The organism is Rummeliibacillus sp. JY-2-4R, assembly GCF_053847205.1.
The window spans coordinates 3,436,672-3,457,536 of record NZ_CM132623.1 but is presented as its reverse complement, the minus strand read 5'-3'; the positions used below and the strand labels follow the sequence as shown (position 1 = coordinate 3,457,536).

The 20,865-nt window shown below is 34.4% G+C and carries 19 protein-coding genes and 1 pseudogene; 18 read left to right on the top strand and 2 right to left on the bottom strand.

Annotated elements, in window-relative coordinates:
* Positions 1 to 377 precede the first annotated feature (377 nt).
* From ACWV26_RS16990 to ACWV26_RS16980, 3 genes and pseudogenes are all read left to right on the top strand, one after another.
* Entirely contained in the window at positions 378 to 1,550 is a 1,173-nt protein-coding gene (locus tag ACWV26_RS16990) for an aminotransferase-like domain-containing protein (protein WP_455895866.1), read from the top strand.
* 156 nt (positions 1,551 to 1,706) lie between these two features.
* Positions 1,707 to 1,949 carry a hypothetical protein gene (locus ACWV26_RS16985; protein WP_455895865.1) on the top strand — a complete coding sequence of 81 codons (243 nt, stop codon included), beginning with the start codon at positions 1,707 to 1,709 and terminating at the stop codon, positions 1,947 to 1,949.
* 18 nt (positions 1,950 to 1,967) lie between these two features.
* Positions 1,968 to 3,068, top strand: a pseudogene (locus ACWV26_RS16980) (chloride channel protein); the annotation flags it as partial.
* Positions 3,069 to 3,177: 109 nt separating this feature from the next.
* Here the strand turns inward: ACWV26_RS16980 and ACWV26_RS16975 are convergent.
* The gene (locus tag ACWV26_RS16975; RefSeq protein ID WP_455895864.1) at positions 3,178 to 4,074 is read right to left on the bottom strand and encodes a DUF4405 domain-containing protein; all 897 of its coding nucleotides are present in this window, start codon (positions 4,072 to 4,074) and stop codon (positions 3,178 to 3,180) included.
* A gap of 253 nt (positions 4,075 to 4,327) precedes the next feature.
* Between ACWV26_RS16975 and ACWV26_RS16970 the strand changes: the two genes are divergently transcribed.
* On the top strand, positions 4,328 to 5,098 hold the full coding sequence (locus tag ACWV26_RS16970) for a DUF2935 domain-containing protein (protein ID WP_455898284.1): 771 nt from the start codon (positions 4,328 to 4,330) through the stop codon (positions 5,096 to 5,098).
* A gap of 139 nt (positions 5,099 to 5,237) precedes the next feature.
* Here ACWV26_RS16970 and cysK read toward each other — a convergent pair whose 3' ends face one another.
* Positions 5,238 to 6,161, bottom strand: coding sequence for a cysteine synthase A (gene cysK / locus ACWV26_RS16965; protein WP_455895863.1), 924 nt, complete (start codon positions 6,159 to 6,161; stop codon positions 5,238 to 5,240).
* A 420-nt stretch (positions 6,162 to 6,581) separates the two neighbouring features.
* On the opposite strand from cysK, the gene ACWV26_RS16960 reads away from it, so the two are divergent.
* From ACWV26_RS16960 to cuyB, 14 genes are all read left to right on the top strand, one after another.
* Complete coding sequence (locus ACWV26_RS16960) at positions 6,582 to 7,094, top strand: YbaK/EbsC family protein (RefSeq protein ID WP_455895862.1); 513 nt, start codon at positions 6,582 to 6,584, stop codon at positions 7,092 to 7,094.
* Positions 7,095 to 7,451: 357 nt separating this feature from the next.
* Positions 7,452 to 7,589, top strand: a complete 138-nt coding sequence (locus ACWV26_RS16955) for a teichoic acid D-Ala incorporation-associated protein DltX (protein WP_455895861.1) — start codon at positions 7,452 to 7,454, stop codon at positions 7,587 to 7,589.
* A 19-nt stretch (positions 7,590 to 7,608) separates the two neighbouring features.
* Positions 7,609 to 9,105, top strand: a complete 1,497-nt coding sequence (dltA, locus tag ACWV26_RS16950; RefSeq protein WP_455895860.1) for a D-alanine--poly(phosphoribitol) ligase subunit DltA — start codon at positions 7,609 to 7,611, stop codon at positions 9,103 to 9,105.
* A complete protein-coding gene (dltB, locus tag ACWV26_RS16945) occupies positions 9,102 to 10,268 on the top strand; it encodes a D-alanyl-lipoteichoic acid biosynthesis protein DltB (RefSeq protein WP_455895859.1) in 1,167 nt (388 codons plus the stop codon). Before dltA ends, dltB begins: the two co-directional genes overlap by 4 nt.
* A gap of 17 nt (positions 10,269 to 10,285) precedes the next feature.
* Complete coding sequence (gene dltC / locus ACWV26_RS16940) at positions 10,286 to 10,519, top strand: D-alanine--poly(phosphoribitol) ligase subunit 2 (RefSeq protein ID WP_455895858.1); 234 nt, start codon at positions 10,286 to 10,288, stop codon at positions 10,517 to 10,519.
* On the top strand, positions 10,516 to 11,697 hold the full coding sequence (gene dltD / locus ACWV26_RS16935) for a D-alanyl-lipoteichoic acid biosynthesis protein DltD (RefSeq protein ID WP_455895857.1): 1,182 nt from the start codon (positions 10,516 to 10,518) through the stop codon (positions 11,695 to 11,697). The genes dltC and dltD overlap by 4 nt, the downstream gene beginning before the upstream one ends.
* Positions 11,698 to 11,876: 179 nt before the next feature.
* Complete coding sequence (locus ACWV26_RS16930; RefSeq protein ID WP_455895856.1) at positions 11,877 to 12,065, top strand: hypothetical protein; 189 nt, start codon at positions 11,877 to 11,879, stop codon at positions 12,063 to 12,065.
* A gap of 270 nt (positions 12,066 to 12,335) precedes the next feature.
* Positions 12,336 to 14,279, top strand: coding sequence for an FUSC family protein (locus ACWV26_RS16925; protein WP_455895855.1), 1,944 nt, complete (start codon positions 12,336 to 12,338; stop codon positions 14,277 to 14,279).
* A 400-nt stretch (positions 14,280 to 14,679) separates the two neighbouring features.
* Positions 14,680 to 15,276, top strand: coding sequence for a VanZ family protein (locus ACWV26_RS16920; RefSeq protein ID WP_455895854.1), 597 nt, complete (start codon positions 14,680 to 14,682; stop codon positions 15,274 to 15,276).
* Between the two features lie 55 nt (positions 15,277 to 15,331).
* Positions 15,332 to 15,484: a Fur-regulated basic protein FbpA gene (locus ACWV26_RS16915; RefSeq protein ID WP_455895853.1), complete on the top strand. Its 153-nt coding sequence runs from the start codon at positions 15,332 to 15,334 to the stop codon at positions 15,482 to 15,484.
* A gap of 138 nt (positions 15,485 to 15,622) precedes the next feature.
* Positions 15,623 to 17,449, top strand: a complete 1,827-nt coding sequence (gene asnB / locus ACWV26_RS16910; protein WP_455895852.1) for an asparagine synthase (glutamine-hydrolyzing) — start codon at positions 15,623 to 15,625, stop codon at positions 17,447 to 17,449.
* 30 nt (positions 17,450 to 17,479) lie between these two features.
* The gene (locus tag ACWV26_RS16905) at positions 17,480 to 18,484 is read left to right on the top strand and encodes a C39 family peptidase (protein ID WP_455895851.1); all 1,005 of its coding nucleotides are present in this window, start codon (positions 17,480 to 17,482) and stop codon (positions 18,482 to 18,484) included.
* A 366-nt stretch (positions 18,485 to 18,850) separates the two neighbouring features.
* Complete coding sequence (locus ACWV26_RS16900) at positions 18,851 to 20,068, top strand: carboxylate--amine ligase (RefSeq protein ID WP_455895850.1); 1,218 nt, start codon at positions 18,851 to 18,853, stop codon at positions 20,066 to 20,068.
* Entirely contained in the window at positions 20,069 to 20,770 is a 702-nt protein-coding gene (gene cuyB / locus ACWV26_RS16895; RefSeq protein ID WP_455895849.1) for a cysteate racemase, read from the top strand. It begins immediately after the preceding gene.
* Positions 20,771 to 20,865: the final 95 nt, after the last annotated feature.

The window sequence follows — 20,865 nt, the reverse complement described above, 5'->3', positions numbered from 1 at the left end:
TCATTATTTACGTCAATTTCTTGAATCTACAAATTATAATATAAAGTTTTTTTACTTGATACATTTGCCTTCTTTTAATAGGAAGAGGAATATTTGCTCTTATTAGGATGCATAAAAAAATGATTAATATTCGTTGGATTTTGTACACATAGAGAATTGTTATGTTTTATTTCTATTTAATATTTCTGATGCATGCAGACTGAGCACTTTTTGCAGTATGAAGATGATGAATGCAATGCTAATTTAATCCAATTAGGCTATAATTAATGAGGATAAAATTACTTGAATATTCGTGAAAATATTGACAATTTCTAATGTTTTGTGATTTGCTATAATATAAAACAAATAGAATTTGAAGTTTAAAAGGAGAATGGATAATGGGACAAATTTTTTCAGATAGAATGTTAAAAACAGATAGCTCATTTATTGCAGAAGTTATGCGATTAACTGAGGCAAAAGATATTATTTCTTTCGCAGGAGGGTTACCAAATCCAATTTCCTTTCCAGTAGCGGAATTCCAACAATCAATGAATCGTGTTTTAGAAGATTCTGGTGAAAAAGTATTCCAATATTCAGGAACACAAGGCTATTTACCATTGCGCCAATGGATTGCAGATCGTTATAAAAAACGATTCGGCATGGATGTTACTGCAGATAATATTTTAATCACAACCGGTTCTCAACAAGGGTTAGATTTAATGGGTAAAGTACTTATTAATAAGGGAGATAAAGTTGCAGTAGAAAGTCCTTGTTATCTTGCAGCTATTCAAACTTTCTCACTTTACGAACCGAATTTCTTACCAGTTCGTCTTGAAGAAGACGGTTTAAATTTAGAAGAGTTAGAAGAAACATTAAAAAATGATGATGTGAAATTATTATATACAGTTCCAAATTTCCAAAATCCAACAGGTCTAACATACTCAAAAGAAAAACGTGAAGCGATTTATGAAATCATCAAAAATACAAACACATTCTTAATTGAAGACGATCCATACGGTGAACTTCGCTTTGAAGGGGAATCACTTCCTTATATAGCAGGAGGAAAATCTGAAAATAGTGTATTATTTGGTTCATTCTCTAAAACATTATCACCAGGTATGCGTATCGGTTATATTTGTACAACGAATGATGAGTTAATGGGGCATTTAATCGCAGCAAAACAAGCTTCAGATTTGCATACAAATGTAATTTCTCAATATGCGATCTATGATTATTTAGTAAATAACGATTACGAAAAACATATTAGCCAAATTACTGAATTGTATAAAACACAATGTAATGCAATGATTACTTCTATGGAAAAACACTTACCAGCACATGTGACATTTACAAAACCAGAAGGTGGTATGTTCATATGGGCTGATTTAGGTGAAGGAGTATCTTCAGTAGAAGTCTTAAAACAAGCAGCCGAGAACAAAGTAGCATTCGTTCCAGGAGACCCATTCTACACAAATGTAAAAGGAGCAAGTACTTTACGTTTAAACTACACAAATTCAGATCCTGAGACAATTGATGAAGGAATTAGAAGATTAGCGGAAGTTTTAAAATAGCGTGAGGACGAAAAATAGTCTGTATTAATCTATTTAGATTAAATACAGACTATTTTTGTTTTGTAATGGAGAATCTAATTAATAGTAACCTTGTTTTTGTGTCAAAATATAGTATAGATTTCTTATAAGTAAAATTTTTTCAGGGTGTGAGTAACTTTGTTTCGCATAAATTATATTGAACCAATTATCATGATCGCTACATTATGCCGTTGGTTTTTATTAGCAATCGCAACAGGTGCAATCGCTGGAAGTGGTACCACATTATTTGTCAAAACACTATATGTTGCACTCGGCCAAACATCGTCTTTACCACTGTGGTTACAAATGATTTTGTTACCTATTGGTGGATTATTAAATGGTCTAATTATTTATTTTACGTATCGAAAAGTAAAGCCCTGAAAAAAGGATTCAGTTGTTGCAGCAGTACATGAGCAAGGAGGAATATTACCTTACAAAACCATGCCTATTAAACCCATAGCTGCAATTATTACGCTAGCAACGGGAGGGTCTGCTGGGAAAGAAGGACCATGTTCGCATATTGGTGGTACACTTGCATCTTGGATTGGCTATATCCTTCATTTAAAACCGGAGAGTCAAAAAAGGATGGTTGCATGCGGTGTTAGTGCTGGTTTTGCGAGTGTGTTCGGAACACCAATTGCTGGAGCTATATATGGGATAGAAATTTTGACAATAGGAAGATTACGATATGATTTAATCTTTCCAGCTGTAATTTCAGGGATTGTATCCTTCGAGGTGAGCAAATGGTGGGGGCTCACATATGCTTATTATCCAATGGAAATGTCTTCTCACTTTTCGGAAGGACTATTTTTAAAAATTATCATAATTGGACTTCTTTGTGGTTTAATATCTTGGTTGTTCATAGAAGTTTTTGAAAAAATAACTTTGCTTTTTCATCTGATTCAAGAAAGATTTAACATATGGCCACCGTTCATGCCCTTTATAGGAGGGATTTTGATTGCTATCCTTATATTTTGGATTCCAACAGATTATTTAGGTCTAAGTATTCCTATTATGGAACAAGCTCTAAATGGTGAACATGTTGCGTTTATGGGCGTAATTTGGAAAATCCTATTAGTAGCGATTACGTTAGGATCTGGCTTCTATGGAGGGATTGTCACACCACAATTTGTGATTGGAGCCCTTTCTGGAAATATATTAGCGGGAATGTTAGGAATAGATCCAGCCTTTGGTGCAGCAATAGGTATGGTAGCTGTAGTTGCTGCTGCATCTAATACACCTTTATCAGCAGTTTTTATGGGATACGAATTATTTGGTGGATTACCAGGTATTTATGTAGTTGGCGCTTGTATTTCTTCTTATATTGTTATAGGGCATAGGAGTGTTTATCCTGACCGACTAGTTGCTTTTTCTAAATCACTTTGGATGCATGTGACACCAGGTATTCAGCTTCAAAATGAAAAAATCCACATTTCCTATGGTCTCTTAAGAAAGTTAAAACGCTTTAAACATAATGGAAGAGATCGTTACTCTAAATAAAAAAAGAAGTCATCGTTTTCTAATTTCAAAGAAAACGATGGCTTTTCTATGTTTTCGTGCAATATATCTTCTTTAATGGATCTTTATAAATAATGTTCACAGAAAACAGTTAGTTTTGATAGTTTATCTTGCGTTTCTTCCTCGTCGTTATTTTTTGAATATAGTAAACAACAAAAATAATGACAGACATAATTGCAAAATATTGAATGATTACACTAAATACATTTGCGCTCTCAGACTGACCCTTATCACCCTTAAATTCGCCATGAACGTGAGTCATTCTTCTAGCGTCTCCAAAGTTTCCTTCAGAATCACTTGGTCTATCTTTGTCACTAAAATCACCGGCTGGAAGTGTAGGGCCTTCTCCATCAAAATTTGGTCTTTCACCACCTTTGAAACGTCCTTCAGACATTTGAGATGAGGATAGATTAAAGACATTTGTAACTCTTTGCATCTGCATCCAAAAATTCGCATGATACATTTGGTAGCTTCCAAACAACAGTAGGGCAACTGTCGCCACCTTTGCTAAAATGCTAAAGCTTTTCTTAAGGGTCTTTAGCTTGACGATACTTTTAAAAACTGACATGATCCATTTCCAATGTAATCCAACGTGAACGGCAACAATGACTAGTACCAAAAATGATATAGCCATATGAGACATTTTAAACCACTGTTCGTTTCCAATATTGATGTTAGGAAAGACCACTCTTGATATGAAAATACCGCTCATAATAATAAAGACCATGCTAATTAACAATAATAGGTTTAATAGATAATTTAATTTAGTTTTTAGAGGTAACCTTCGATCAAATAACTTTAATGTAACATTTTTTACCCATTGCCAGTTTATTAATACATGAGTGAAGAAAACAATTGCGATTAGTAGGCCTGCAATTTCATGAAAAGTTAGCCCCCCTAATACCCGTTTATTGAAAAATAATACGAAAGTAATCGCCATTAACAAATCAATTCCGAACTTTATATACTTTATATTTTTCTTTTTCATATAGAATCCCTCCTAAGCTATTTTCCATTTTGCCAACTAATAGTGTCAGGAAGATGTCAAAAGATAAACTTTTCGTTGTTGCGTCATATTACCTTGACAGAGCTGGAAAAGCGGATTTCAGTAATATGACAATACTTTAATCAATAGTGATGAGTGTTTTAGTACATTGTCCGCAAGAAATTTTCAACACAAAAGTTTCGACTAGTACAAACCTTAACTGAATACATTTGAGTTATGAAAAGAGAAAGGAGAGATAAACTTTTTACCGGATTATTTAAAGAGTGCTGTTTTTGAGCACCAATTTTGGCTAGAAATTCTTAAGAATCATGGTCAATTTATTCGTGATGCTCTTGTACCATCTGAAAAAGAGGATATTGAAAAGGCCCAATCACTCATCAATCAGTTTTCAGATCTTCATAAGCAGGTTAGTCTTCTAAACGAATCGAATGCGGAATCCTTTGCAATTACAGCTGAAAAAGCAACGGATGAGCTCAAACAGTTTAAACTCTCTATCATTAGGCGACAACTTTTTGGTAAAATTGGCATCCATCTTCCGCCATCATTTATCAATCACATGGTGAACGAATTAGAAGAATATCAAAATGTTTTAAGTTATCTTAAGAAAGGTGAAGTACCACCGATTTTCCATGAGTTACATCATCATTTGTTATGGTTAATGGATGCTTCAGGTCATGCAGGAGCAATTAATGATAATTTGGATGGGGTGGAAAAAAGGCTAAAAGAAAAAAGTCATCTTTTCACACAGCATTTTGATCAATTTTATTTGAAGGCTGTTGAACTTACTGGATTTCTACGGGCTAATGTAGAGTCATTCCCAAGTTTAAATCGATTCAATCATGACGTTGAAGTAGAGATGAATTTATTTAAAACCTTTTTGCGTGAGTTAGAAGAAATGGAGTTAAGTGCGGAAGTATTAGGAACTTTCACTGCGCCAATGGCCGACCATATGGCAAGGGAGGAACAATATTACTTAACTAAACTTGCTGAGTCACGGGGGGGATAAGAGTTTTTCATAAAAAAATTAACCATCCTATGTGAAAAGGAAGTGAGAATTTTCCAACACTATAGCAACATATGTATGTTTCAAAGTAAAAAGCCTAGTCTCCTGAACGATTTCCTGTACAGGGGAGACTAGGCTTTTTTTAATCTGCAAATAAATCTGATGATAGATATCTTTCACCAGTATCAGGTGCGAGACATAGTACATTTGCATCTTTTGGTAGTTTTTTTGCTACTTGGATTGCCATATATGCGGATGCAGCTCCAGATGCACCAACAAAAATTCCTTCTTCGGAAGCTAATCGGCGAGCCATCACTTGTGCATCATCATCTTCAATATGAAGAATTTCATCATAAATTTCTTGATTTAAGATTTTGGGGATAAATCCAGGTCCAGTACCAGGGATTTTATGTGGTCCTGGTTCACCGCCTGATAATACTGGAGATCCAGCTGGTTCTACCACATATATTTTTAGATTTGGAATTTGTTTTTTCAATTCTTCGCCTGTACCTGTTACCGTACCACCCGTGCCGGCAGTCAAAACAAAGGCATCTAATTTTCCATCAAATGTTTCCATTATTTCTACAGCAGTTGTACCTCTATGGGCATCTGCATTTGCGTTGTTTTCAAATTGCATTGGAATGAAACTATCTGGGATATCTTTTGCAATACGCTCTGCTTCATCAATTGAACCTTGCATGCGTAAGGCAGCAGGAGTTAGATGTACTTCAGCTCCATATGCTTTCATGATTTTAATACGCTCTTTTGTAGCATTATCGGGCATGGTAATAATACATGGATACCCTTTTATAGCACATACCATCGCAAGTCCAATACCAGTATTGCCTGAAGTCGGCTCAATCACTATACTCTTCCCAGGAATCAACTTACCTTCTTTTTCAGCTTGCTCAATCATATTAAAAGCAGCACGGTCCTTCACACTGCCACCAGGATTAAAGGATTCTAACTTAATAAATACGTTTGCTCCGTGATCATCGGGTAATTTATTTAACTTAACAATCGGTGTTTTTCCAATTAACTCAAGTATTGAATTATAATACTTCATAACACTGCCACCTCTTTAGATTAAAATATTGAAGGGAATAACTATTTTTTTACGAGCACCAAGCTTTCGATTCGAGCCATCCAACGCTTGTCGGGCCTGAATGAGCCGTTTCAGCACTCTATATAATCCGGCTTTGGGCCCTAAGCTGCTCGATCACTTCAGTCCCTCGGTTGAAAGCTGGAAAGACGCTTTCAATTCGGGTCTGAAAGTAGCTTTTCGCAGCTGGACGAGCGCCCTCAGCACTATATATAAATCGATTAATTTAATAAGAATAATAAGGATAGTCGGTTTACATCATTTTAGTATAGTAAAAATAATAAAGCAAACTAATCAAATAAATTGAATCTGAGTTATAATGTTATTATTCGGAATTTTCCGATTCCATATTCAAAAAAGTAACAATAAAAAGAGGAGAACTGTATGGCTATTGAAAAAGTAAGAGAGCACTTCAAAAAGTTGGGATTGGACCACAAAATAATGGAATATACTGCATCAAGTGCAACAGTAGATCTTGCAGCAAAAGCATTGGGTGTAGCGTCAGAGCGTATTGCCAAAACGCTCTCATTTAGAAAAGACGGTTCTTGCCTTCTAGTAGTCGCTGCAGGCGACACGAAAATTGATAATGCAAAGTTCAAACACACTTTTGGTGTAAAAGCCAAAATGCTCACACCAGATGAAGTACTTGCACAAGTTGGACATGCAGTAGGCGGTGTTTGTCCATTTGGAATTCCAGAGAATATTCCCGTTTATCTCGATGAATCATTAAAACGTTTTGAAACAGTATATCCAGCATGCGGAAGTAGCAACAGTGCCATCGAACTAACATGCCACGAACTATTTACTTACAGCTACGGGATTGCTTGGGTTGATGTATGTAAAGGGTGGCAAGATGAGGGAAAAATGGAAAATGAAAATAAAATAAGTACTCACTAGTTAGGGGAATGATGTGGGTAATCAAAGGGATGCCGATAAATCTATATTAATAAAAGATTTAGTATCCAAATAATAAATTTATGCTTTTCTTTTTTAGAGGAAAAGCTTTTTTTCTGTTTTCCATTCTACCTGAAAATTCCTGTTTATGAAGTTAACCTCTAATTTAAATTAAAAATATATTAAAATTATAATTTTAAATAAAATTAATGGTATTGTCGATGATGTACTAGAGAAACACAAAAAAATGTAATGAAATTTACGTAAATTTAATATAGAATTCAGATATTGTATAGGGAAATCAATAATTTTAATTTTTTCATTCGTTTTAAAGAAATGTGCCAGAGAGGATGTGGCGTATTGCAAAAATTAAAAGAAAACGTAGGAATTCGTTTTGTTGCATATACTTTATTTTATTTTGTCATTTTAGTGTTACTTGTGCTAATTTACGGATTCCATGATATGAATTCAGGTCCATTTATTTATACAGAGTTTTAATGGAAAGTGAGTGTTATAGATGAGTATACTGCATATGATTCGTGAGATGTCTTGTGTTTATCCAAAACGTATAGCGTATCAATGTGAAGGTGAAACATTAACCTATGAAGAGCTATGGAAGCAATCCGATTGCCTAGCAGAATATATAATCCAAAAGAAATTAAATAATGCAATGCCAATTGTCGTTTACGGCCATATGTCAAAAGAGCAAATCATTGCGTTTTTAGCTGTAGTGAAAGCTGGACATCCATATATCCCGCTAGATATCTCAATTCCAAATGAACGAATCGAGCATATTATTTCTGCTTCAAATGCAGTAATGTTGCTTACAACAGAAGAAATGGGATTTACGTATAAAGTCCCTACATTTGAAGTGAATTCAGTTTTAAAAGAACAAACTTCTGAAAAAGTTTCTGAACGTAATTGGGTAAATGGAGAAGATGTTTTTTATATTATTTATACATCAGGTAGTACAGGGAACCCTAAAGGTGTTCAAATTACAGCCAATAACCTAGAAGCATTCGTTTTATGGCTTGAAGAAGAAGCGCATTTGCAAGATGGAGTATATCTAAACCAAGCGCCATATTCATTTGACTTATCGGTAATGGATTTATACCCAAGCCTGATTAAAGGTCGTACATTATATGCGCTGACGAAATCTCAAATTGATCAACCTGCAAAGCTTTTCGAAGTATTGCAACAATCAAATATTACCGTTTGGACTTCAACTCCATCATTTGTGAAAATTTGTTTGATGAATCCATTGTGGAATGCTGACATGATGCCCGAACTCAAAAAGTTCTTATTTTGTGGAGAAGTATTGCCACATGAACTTGCAGTCAATCTACAAGCGAGATTTCCACAAGCTAGTATTATTAATTTATATGGTCCAACTGAAACGACAGTAGCAGTTACAGCAGTCGAAGTAACGGAAAATTTACTTGAGACATTTGATGTATTGCCAATAGCAAAAGCTGATTCTGATCGATTGATATTACTTGATGATCACGGTGAAATTGTAAGTGAGGGAGAAAAAGGCCAACTTGTCATAACAGGTCCTACTGTAAGCATTGGATATTTAGGTGCACCTGAACAAACCAAAAAGGCATTTAAAGTTTGGCGTGATGAAGACGTCTATTACACAGGCGATGTTGGTTATTACGAAAATGGCTATGTATTTTATTCAGGTCGCTCTGATTTCCAAGTTAAACTTCATGGATATCGCTTAGAAATTGAAGAGATTGAAAAGAAAATAGAGTCATTAGATGAGGTTAGCGGATGTATCGTACAACCTACAAAGAAACAAGAAGAAGTAGTATCTTTAACAGCATTTGTAGTTTTGGCTCAAAAAACTGATGAAAAGCCATATCAAACAACTAAAAGATTAAAAAACGCCTTATCTAAAGTAGTCCCAAATTATATGGTGCCAAAGAAGTTTATCTATGTAGACCAACTACCATTGAACGCCAATGGAAAAGTTGACCGAAAGAGATTGGCGGTTGAAGTAACGATATGATACCGTATGGTGATTTTACATTTTTCTTTATCATCGGTATTTTATTGATTCCTACTATTATTTTAGGACTTAGCGGAAAGTCATCAAGAAAATATAATATGTTCATTTCAGTAATTATCTTGGCCATTATTTTTGGTTCATCACTTAAAGGTATACTTTCTTTGATCATATTTACAATTTTCCAAGTGTTACTAATTAAAGGGTATCAAGCATATCGGTTTAAAAATAATAACGGCACCGTGTTTGTATTAGCTGTAGTGTTAGCCATTTTGCCACTAGTATTGGTGAAAGTGCTACCTATATTAGGACTGCATCATTTATTTGGATTTCTAGGTGTTTCATATATTACGTTTAAAGCTGTACAAATGATTATGGAAACGCGTGATGGAATGATGAAAAAAAGCATTTCCATTGTAGAGCTTATCTATTTCCTTTTGTTTTTCCCTTCGATTTCATCAGGGCCAATCGATAGGTGGAGACGATTCGAAAAAGATTTACATCATGTTCCAGAACGTTTAGAATATCAAGAATTATTATTTACTGGTATTAATAAAATTTTCCAAGGATTTTTATATAAATTTATTATTGCATTTATTCTATATAATAAGATCCTTTTGTATTTACCAGATCATACGTATAATTACTTAACGCCTCTTGAAGGTAGAATTGCTTATATGTATGTATACAGTCTTTATCTATTCTTTGATTTTGCTGGCTATAGTGCGTTTGCAATTGGTGTAAGTAAAATCATGGGCATTAATACGCCAGAAAACTTTAATCTTCCATTCTTAAGTAAGAATATAAAAGATTTCTGGGATCGTTGGCATATGAGTTTATCATTCTGGTTCCGAGATTATGTGTATATGCGATTTGTTTTTTGGATGACGAAGAAAAAGTGGATTAAGAATCGTTATACTGTATCTTATATTGGATATGTTGTCTTATTTCTGATCATGGGAATTTGGCATGGACTAGAATGGCATTATATTGTGTATGGTTTATATCATGCATTACTAATAATATGTTTTGATAAATTTGAAAGATGGAATAAGAAACATAAAATGTGGCCGAAAAACAAATGGACAAACGCTATTTCAATTGTTATTACATTCCACTTTATCTGTTTTGGTTTTTATATTTTTTCAGGAAGTTTATTTAAATAATAAAGGAGTTTATTAAAATGGAAAAACAACAAGTATTAGAAATATTAGCTGCTGTATGTGAAGATGATGTTATTTTAGAAAATCCAGATATCGAACTTTTTGAAGAGGGTTTATTAGATTCATTTGGTACCATTACGTTACTAGTTGAAATTGAAGAAAAACTAGGTATTAATGTACCTATCACTGAATTCACTCGTGAGGAGTGGAATACACCAAATCATATTGCGGAGAAATTAGCTGAATTATCATGAAGAAATATATTTTCCTACCTCTAGGAATTGCAGTTATATTATTTTTCGCTTTTTTATTTTTCCCAAATCGTCTTTTGAAGAGTTGGATTACGGATCAAAGAGTAGAAGAAGCGAAGATTGAGATGAATCCACTTATGTTCCAAGGTCAATATCTGCAAAGCAGGATGTTAGAGGATAAAAAAACAATGCCGATTTATGGATCATCTGAATTAGAGCATACAGATCCTTTTTATCCATATAACTACACGAAAGCAAATAAAACACCTTATACTACTTTTATGGTTGGTCGTGGAGGATCTCAAAGTATTACACATTTCTTGGATTTTGCTGAGCAAGAGAAAAGTTTAAAAGGGAAAAAGATGATATTCATTATTTCTCCACAGTGGTTTACTGATGTAGGAATGGATGACTTTCATTTTTCTCCAAACTATTCCATGCTTCATGCCTATGATTTGGCATTCAATCATGGGATGAATCCGCAGTTAAAGGAAAGAGCGATGCGTCGTTTGCTTCAATTTGATACAGTTAAGCGAGATCATTTGCTTGTATCTATGTATAAGTACGAATTAGCAAAAGACAAAAAGCCTTTACTTGGTCGTGTAAGTATGGCAATGGGCTATATGAACCTTAAAATTCTTGAAAAAAAGGATTTGTATTACTCATTGATCGATGAAAAGAATCGAAAATTACATGCAAAGCCATCCTTGATAAAAAATAAAACATTTGAACAACAAGTCCATAATGCAGAGGCATATGGGAAAAAACGTATTACAAATAATAATTTGGATGTAGCTGATTCATACTTTAATCGTAATATTGCACCAAATTATAAGAAATTAAAAAACTTCAGAAAAGATGTAGACTATTCTAAGTCACCAGAATATGAAGATTTTCAGCTTGTTATCGATGTGCTTAAAGATGCTGGTGCCAAACCACTATTTATCTCCATTCCCATGAATGGTAAATGGTATGATTATGCTGGCTATCCAAAAGAAAGACGCCAAGCGTACTACAATAAGATAGATACTATCTTACATGATGAAAATCTTCCAATCATAGACTATTCTAAACATGAATATGATCCACATTTCATCACCGACACAATTCATATCGGTTGGAAAGGCTGGGTATACCTAGACCGGGATATGGATCGGTATTGGCAAATCAAATATCATTAAAGAACAGGCTGTCTCTACATGAGGCAGCTTTTTTTATGTTTCTTAAGCTTTATGTTTTTTTGTGAAAAGTTTGTCCAAATTGTGAATGAAATGTTGACATTTTGTGTCCAAACCATTATTATTAAGACATAAAGTTGTCACATTTAAATTTGAACATAAATATTAAAGGGGGATGCCAAATGAATTTTAATGATATTATTTTAATTGCTATTGCTTGTATGACCATCCCAATGGTTTGTGCCATTTTCTTCGATGCATTTTACGCAGAGAAAAAAAGCAAACCCTTTTCGATGAGACGCGTAACTGGCTGGTATGCATTATTCTTTGTACTTTCTTTTGTACCATCCGTACTATTTATAGCCCAATAACAATAGATGAATGGGGAACCTTCTTATTAGAAGGTTCTTTTTTTATGTTTTAAAAATGTTTCATTGAGGAAGAAAATAAAGGAAGCTGTTCAGTATTGCAAATTATGGCCTTTTTTATACGACTATGAATAAATCGTGAATTTTATTATAGATGTATAACACTATGATAAAATAACATGCTATATTAAAATGTTTAATACGTTTATCATTAAGTATTAAATAGTTAATAGTTACTCTTTGCAAAGTAATTTTTAGGAAGGAATATTCAAAGTGCTGAAAATCAGTAAAGTAAAAAAATCAATTTCAAAACGCCCATCCATTATAAAACAAGCCTTAACCGTTAATAAAAAACCATTTCCATGGGTAAAGGCTTTTTGCGCAGGACTATCTGCAGCCCTGCCTGTCATTATTGGGTTATTACTAGGAAATTTGCAAAATGGGTTAGTGGCTGGAATGGGTGGAATGGCCTTTCTATATGTGTTTAATATACCTTACGCACAAAGAGCTAAGAAAATATTCTTTGTTGTACTTGGACTAACTTTGGTCTCTTACTTAGGGACAATTGCTGCCCCATATCCTTTGGCAACTTCTATATTAATGGGGATAATTGGATTCGCAGCTATATTTATTTTTGGTACTTTAAAAATTCCGGGCCCATCTGCGATATTCTTTGTTTTAGTTTTTGCGATGACAACAGGGATGCCCGTTAATCCGGATCTTGCACCGCTTCGTAGCGGCCTCGTTTTTCTTGGTGGATTACTCGCATGGGTGATTGCTATGATTGGTTGGATAGCTAACCAGCATGGACCGGAAACAGTCGTAGTAAAAAGGTTATATTTAGAACTTGCTTCATTTATCGATTCAGTCGGTACAGAGAAATTTAATTCTACTAGAAATAGAGTGGTTACGTCCTTAAAACAAGCTGAAGAAACACTTGTAGCAGGATATATACCATGGAGATTTACAGAAACATTTAATCGATTGTATGTATTAAAGAATCAAGCAGACAAAATATTTTTGTATATACTCGAGAATTTTTCAGATACAAGTTCATCAATGCCCGTAGAATTAGGAGAATCATTTCGAGAGCTAGCCCATTCAATAGATAATAAAAAGAAAACTCTTCCTAAAGCAATTATCCAACCAGATCATATGAATCCTTCCATTGCTCAGTTATTCGAAAGAATTTACGATGCTGACGCCATTAGGCTTGAACCAAGTTCCAAGATTAATCAACTAATCCGAATTTCAAGACCATCCCTTAAGGACGTCTTTTTAGGGGCATTTGATAAAAACTCCATAGTTTTTATTACTGCTATACGATACGGTGTGGTACTTGCCATTGCATCAATTATTGCCTATCAATTTAATTTCAATCGTTCTTTTTGGGTTCCTTTATCCTGTGCAGCAGTAATGTCAGGTGCTACTATTGTGGCTACCTACCATCGTGCTATTCAAAGGGCAATTGGGACAATATTTGGCATTCTGATTGCAAGTCTGATTCTTACAACTCATCCTACAGGATACATGATTGCTTTTCTTATTCTCCTTTTTACGTTTATTACAGAACTTTTTATTGTAAAAAATTATGGACTAGCGGCGTTATTTTTTACTCCTAACGCATTACTCATGGCTGAAAGTACAAGTATTGGCGGGGCCGAATTTGCTTATTTCGCTTCCACCAGATTAATCGATATCCTTGTAGGAACTGCTATTGGCCTTATAGGAGTATTAGTGATAGGTAGGCGATCTGCTTCAAGTCGTCTTCCCCATTTAGTTTCTAAAACATTACGAAGTCAAGCGCAGTTTTTACACACCCTTTTCTCAGAGCAAAGGGGATTTTTTAATCTAGCTAAAAGTAGAGAAAGAATTAAAATGCAAATCAATTTAAATAATTTAAAAACACTCTACAACACAGCTTCAGGGGAGATACCAGTTAACCAAAACAAATTGGATTATTATTGGCCAATTATATTTTATATTGAACAATTAGGATATTTAATTGAGAATTGTTCCAAAGACACTAATCGCCCAGTTCTTTCAGATAAAACACTTGCACAGTTGCTATTGGTTTTTGAAACAATGGCTAAAGCTACAGCTGAAGAACAGTCTACAGTCCTCAAAAATGTACCTGAAATAGAAGACTACCCAAGCATACAAAAAGAAATTATTTCGTTGCAAAATGCTCTTCTGAAGAGTGAAGAAGTTTCTTAATAAAGGAAACTATTTTTAAATAGAGGCTATTTAAATCAACTAGCCAAACCATAGTTTTGCGCTGTTTTAGTTTTGATATTATGTCATAAATAGAGGTTGGGACTAAACCTCTTTAAAAACTGAGATGCCCCTGAAATTTTACGGACAGTAAAATTCAGGGGCATTAATTTTTAATTTTATATAATTAATCTTCAACTAGAAAAAACTTAAAAAATTCCAACACAAGAAATATAGAAAAAGTTCAATAGACTTTGTGCGAAGCTTTAGTGAATATGGTATCGTAGAATATAGACAGAAATTTTATATAAGAAAAGATTGTTAACTAAATTTAATGTTTTTTTGCAACCTATTGTTATATAATTTGTCCTGTTATGTAGAAAGTAAGAAATGAGTGACGAAGTTGACTTATATACTTCAATATACTCTCGATATGATGATTGTGATGATTATTGCAATTCCATTTGTCGTGTATATTCGCTTTAAGTCACGAAAAAAACGTGACCACAGCCTAAAAAATCATTGGCATGAAATTGGAATTATGACGTTTTGGGTTTATTTAATTGGCTTGTTTTACGAAACTATAGTTCCAAAAAATGGCGTAAGCCTTCAATATGCAGAAATGCGAATTCATGATCGAGATGCACTCGGCATTAACTTTCATCTATTTCGTGTTTTTACAGACGTGTACAATGCCATTCATTATTTAGACTTATGGCAACCGTTTTTCATTAACTTTCTTGGTAATATTGCAATCTTTATGCCAATTGGATTTTTACTTCCACTACTTTGGCGTAGGATGGAAAGGTTCTTCTTTGTTTCGTTTACTGGACTATGCTTGTCTTTCTTTATCGAGACAATGCAGCTACCCCAATATAGAAGTACGGATGTAGATGATTTATGGTTGAATACATTAGGAGCCATCATAGGATTTCTAATTTATAGACAATGTATAAAGCGAATACCTAAATTAAAAGAGAAATTTAAGGCTTTCGTTTAGATTTCGTATTTTGGGGGAGAATGTCATAAAACAGTAAGGTAAGAAGGGATACAACATGAATAACGAGAAGCTAACAGTTGAAGAACGAAAAAAGAATCATGTCATCGATCATTTAATGGAACTAGGTGTGTTTAAAATAAAGGATAAACAGCTTTATCAAGTTCCGTTAGAAGTTCTGATGAAAGAATACAAAAAGCATACAAGTTAACAGATTGCTACTATGTGGCAATCTTTTTCGTGAAAAATAGAGTATAATCTAAAGATGCCGAATGCAGGTATATTGCGTTCAAATACGTATGAATTAATATGAATAGATTGAAAAGATTAGATAGGAGAATACGATTATATGTGTGGATTTACAGGATTTATCGGTGAAGTATCAAACCCTGACGTTGTGTTAGAAGACATGATGAACCAAATTATTCACCGCGGACCAGACTCTTCAGGGAAATTTACAGATGGTCAAGCAGCACTTGGATTCCGTCGCTTAAGTATCATCGATGTAGCAAACGGTAGCCAACCTTTATATAACGAAGACAAATCATTAGTATTAATCTTCAATGGTGAAATTTATAACTTTAAAGAAATTAGAGAAGACCTTATTGCAGCAGGTCATATTTTCACAACTGATACTGATAGTGAAGTACTTATACATGGTTATGAAGAATACGGCACGAAATTAGTTCAAAAATTACGTGGTATGTTCGCATTTGTTATTTGGGACCGCAACAAAAAACGCTTATTTGCAGCTCGCGATATGTTCGGTATTAAACCATTCTACTATGCACACATGAATAGTACATTATTTTTCGGTTCAGAAATTAAAAGTTTCTTACCACACCCACACTTCGAAAAAGTACTTAACGAAAAAGCACTAAAACCATACTTAACATTCCAATTCCCAGTATTAAAAGAAACATTCTTTAAAGGTGTTTTCAAATTACCAGCAGCTCACTACTTAACATTTGAAGATGGTAAATTAGAAATCACTCGCTATTGGGAACCAAAATTCAATCCAGAAGAACGTCCACTTGATCAAATTGTTGAAGAAATTGATACAACGGTTCGTGAATCAATTAGTGCGCACAAGTTTTCAGACCCAACTGTTCAAGTAGGCTCATTCTTATCATCTGGTGTTGACTCAAGTTATGTAGCTTCTGTTTTAAAACCAGATAAAACTTTCTCTGTAGGATTTAGTGCAGAAAACTTCTCAGAAATTGATAACGCAAAAGAATTATCAAAAGAACTTGGTATTGAAAATGTAAACGAAGTGCTCGATCCAGAAGTATGCTTCAATAAATTAGAAGAAATACAATATATAATGGACGAACCGCACTCTAACCCATCCATTGTTCCTTTATATTTCTTAGCAGAGCTTGCAAGAAAGCATGTTACAGTTGTTCTTTCTGGTGAAGGTGCAGACGAATTATTCGGTGGCTATGCTGAATACGATGAAACACCTACTATGCGTAAATATAAAAAAGTACCGCAATTTATCCGTCGTCCTATTGCAGAAGTGGCAAAAGCTCTTCCTGAAATGCGCGGTAAGCATTTCTTAATGCGTGGAGGTCTTCCTGTTGAACAAACATTTATTGGACAAGCGCATATATTCGAAGAAGAAGAATCAACTGCGATTCTTACAGATAAATATAACCATGCTCCAACTGTTGCAGATATTGTTATGCCGGTATATAAAAAAGCAGCTGGTGAAGATGATTTAACAAAGAAACAATTATTAGACTTAAATCTATGGCTCGTGGATGATATCAATTTAAAAGCAGATAAAATGAGTATGGCTCATTCCATTGAACTACGCGTTCCATTCCTAGACCGTGAAGTGATGAAAGTGGCATCCAAAGTTCCATCTCGCTATCGCGTCAACGAAAAGGATACAAAATATGCATTCCGTCAGGCTTCACAACGTGCACTTCCAGATGAATGGGCACATCGTAAAAAAATAGGTTTCCCAGTACCTATCCGTCTGTGGTTAAAAGAAGATAAATATTTTAACCAAATCAAAGCAACATTCGAATCACCTGAAGCAGCACAATTTTTTGACCAACAAGCTATTGTTAAATTGTTAACAGATCACTACGAAGGTAAAGCGAAAAACCAACGTAAAGTATGGACAATTTACATGTTCTTAGTATGGTACAAAAAATATTTCGGCTAATTATCATTGGTTAAAAAGGGGATTATAAGCATGTCTAAGAGAAGTAATATGCCTCGGCATTTACTCCTCTTTTGCTTTATACTGCTTTTTGTGTGGATTATAAGTGGCTGTTCTAGTATTCTTTCAGCAAATAAAGAGGGAAAAGATAAAGGAATTAAAGTATTAATTGTAGCTTTTGGAAGTAGAGAACCGATTCCAGATATGCAAGTCAGTGTTCGGGATATGGACACAGATCAACTAATAACAACTGCAACAGGCGACGTAGAAGGGGAAGTAACTCTTCATGGTTTAAAAACAGGACATCGATATCTATTTGTACCTACATCTATCCAAAAAACTGATACGACAAACGAATCAAACAGTGTAGCAAAGAGTGTTTTGGTGAAAGAGGATACAGCGTATGTTGTGCTTGAAACATACTATCAGAAAGAAAATCAACGACTAAATGTGCCAGTTGTTTTACAAAATCCACAACTTCCACATGGCTGTGAAATTACTGCATTGACTGCTGCATTAAATTATTACGGATTAAATCTATCTAAAATACGGCTTTCAAAAGACTATTTACCAACAGAAGAAATAATCGAAAAAGACGGTAAGCGAATGGGGCCAGATCCAAACAAAGCGTATGCAGGAGACCCTGCAAACGAAATGACTGGTACATACACCTTTGCTCCTGTTATCACAAAAGTAGCAAAAAAAGTAGCAATAGATAATAAAAAGAGTTTAAAAGTAACCAATTTAACGGGCTCAAGTAAGCAACAAATCATTAACAAGGTTAGAGAAGGCATACCTGTTATGATGTGGGTAACACTCGATTTATCGAAACCGAAAACAAAAGAAGGTTGGTATATTAAGGGGACAAATAAAAAGCCTAAAATGTATCGCAACCTACACGTAGTAGTCTTAACAGGATACGAAGACAACAAAGTCATCGTAATGGACCCACTACACGGTTACGTATCTCACGAAGCAACAAAATTCTTCAACAGCTACAAAGCACTAGGCTCACAAGCAGTTGCAATAGCTAAGTAAAATCCTAGAGACGATGATAGAGTTCAATGGGAAAGTGGAATGCAAGTATGTTTTAATAAAATTTTGACTGACAATATTAGATGGAGATTAGTATCCAAAAGTTATTAAAGTGGAATCAGCGAAGACTCCCGCAGGAAAGCGAAGCCGATACCACTTCAAACTAAACTCCAATTAGAATAAAATTTGTTTTCAGCGCTTCCAATAGAGCAAAGAAGAAAACTTACTCACCGATCGCTGTAAGCAATTTTAACTTTTTAATTATTGATTCAAAAATTCAACGACAAATTTAGAGTTTATTCGTCTATAAAGTTAAAATATGATACACTAATGGCATTAAAAAGTACTAAATAAGCGAGATGATAATAAATGGCAGAACAACCATTTTTACCTATATTAATCGGATCAGACATGAACGCATATGGAATGGCACGTGCTTTTTACGAAGCATATGGCATCAAATCAATTGTAGTCGGCAAATCACACTTAACAGCAACACAAAATAGCCGAATCTTACATTTCAAACAAGCACCAAAAATTAAAGAAAACTTCGTTGAAGAACTAAAAAAAGTAGCAAAAGAATACGCTCATAAAGACTTATTATTAATGGGTTGTGGTGATGATTATGTAAAACTAATCATCAAAAACAAAAAAGCGCTTGAACAATATTTTACAGTTCCATATATTGATGAATCCTTAATGGACCGTATTTTATTAAAAGAAAACTTCTACAAAATGTGTGAGAAATACAACTTTAGTTACCCAAAAACAGATACTTGCACATATGAAACTTACGAAAACTTCGAAGTGAAATTTGAATACCCAATTATTATTAAAGCATCAAATTCAGTAGCATATTGGGCATGTCAATTCCCAGGAAAGAAAAAGGTATTCGTTGCACATGACGAAGATGAAAAAAATGCGATTTTAAAAGCAATTTATAGTTCATCTTATAAAGACCACTTAATCATTCAAGAATTCATACCTGGTGACGATTCATATATGCGTGTATTAAACGCATATGTAGCAACTGATGGTAAAGTGAAGCTTATGTGTTTAGGTAACCCAATTCTTGAAGAACACTCACCAGAAGGAATAGGTAGTTATGCAGCAATCATAACTACATACGATAAAGATCTTTTAGACCAAGTGCGTTATTTCTTAGAAGATATCGGTTTCAGTGGGATTGCAAACTTTGATATGAAATATGACTATCGCGATGGCAAATATAAACTATTTGAAATTAACTTGCGTAATGGACGTAGTAGTTACTATGTAACAGCTGCAGGTTATAACCTAATGCAATACGTTGCAGATGACTATATGCTACACATCCCACAAGAATGTACTTATGCAAATAACGAACATTTGTGGAGCATTATACCGAACGGCGTATTATTCAAATATGCACAAAATAATGAGCTAAAAGCAAAAGCTCGCAAATTAATAAAAGAAGGTAAAGCAACGAACTCATTATTCTACAAAGAGGATATGAACTTTAAACGTTGGTACAAGCTAACATTGAATAGCTTGAACTATTATCGTAAATACAAAAAATACTTTAACAACAAAGGTTTGTCTGAATAAATGGAAAAGAGAGTACTTGGTATCATTGGCGGTGTTGGACCGTTAGCAACAATGCTACTCGGTGAAATGATCGTCCGTCGAACAAAAGCGTTTAGTGACCAGGAACATATGCATTTTATCATTGATAACGATACGAGAATTCCCGACAGAACAGCTTATATATTAGACCATTCAAAGGAGAATCCACTACCAGTGATGATAGAGGATGCAAATAAGCTTGCCGATGCGGGGGCAGATATCATTTGTATCCCTTGTAATACGGCACATAGCTTTTATGAGGTTTTGCAAGAAGGGTCGAAAGTTCCTGTTTTGCATATGATACGGGAAACAGCGAAAAGAGCATATCAAATGCAAGCGAGACGTGTGGGTGTACTTGCTACAATTGGGACATTAAAATCCAATTTATATCAGGAGGCATTAATCGCTGAAGGTATTGAGCCAGTTGTTCCTGATGAAGCGATGCAGCAGGTTCTAATGTCTGTAATATACGACTACGTAAAAGCAGGCAAGAAGGTTACGAAAGAACAATGGCAACCTATTGAAACAGCTATGAGAAATGCAGGCTGTGATTACATTATCTTAGGTTGTACAGAGTTATCTGTTATAAATCGCGAATTGTCATTAGATAATTTTTATATCGATGCATTGATTGCATTAGCGGACTGCGCAATTACAAGTTGTGGTTATGAAGTATTAGACTAATCATCAATAGACCTGTCCTAGTCACTAGGACAGGTTTTTACTTTTGAACAAGTTTTCGTTAATATGGTTCTATACAATTAATGGGGTAAAAAGAT